The organism is Streptomyces sp. M2CJ-2, from assembly GCF_016757295.1.
GTDB lineage: Bacteria > Actinomycetota > Actinomycetes > Streptomycetales > Streptomycetaceae > Streptomyces.
In genome coordinates this window covers 1-284 of the sequence record NZ_JAESIF010000332.1, presented here as the reverse complement: position 1 = coordinate 284, position 284 = coordinate 1, and the positions used below count along the sequence as shown (strand labels likewise).

Annotated in this window: 1 protein-coding gene; it reads left to right on the top strand. The window is 77.1% G+C overall.

Going from position 1 to position 284, the window contains the following annotated elements; all coding sequences use genetic code 11:
* Window positions 1–284 (top strand): hypothetical protein (locus JL475_RS39515; protein WP_202282994.1); only part of this gene is annotated, 284 nt, incomplete at both ends.

Here is a 284-nt window from a genome sequence, read left to right as displayed (position 1 = left end):
GCCGATGCCGGGCTGCGCCCGGTGGATGTCGGCTACTCGCTGGCCACCACCCGGGCGGCCCTGGAGCACCGGGCCTGCGTGACGGCTGCGAGCCGTGAGGCCCTGCTGCGCGAGCTGGCCGCGGTGGCCGACGGCTCCGCCGAGGTCGCCGCCACGACGCGGGGCGGGCGGACCGGGTTCGTGTTCCCCGGCCAGGGGGCGCAGCGGGCGGGGATGGGCCGGGGCCTGTATGAGGCGTTCCCGGTGTTCGCGGAGGCGTTCGACGAGGTGTGCACGGCTGTGGA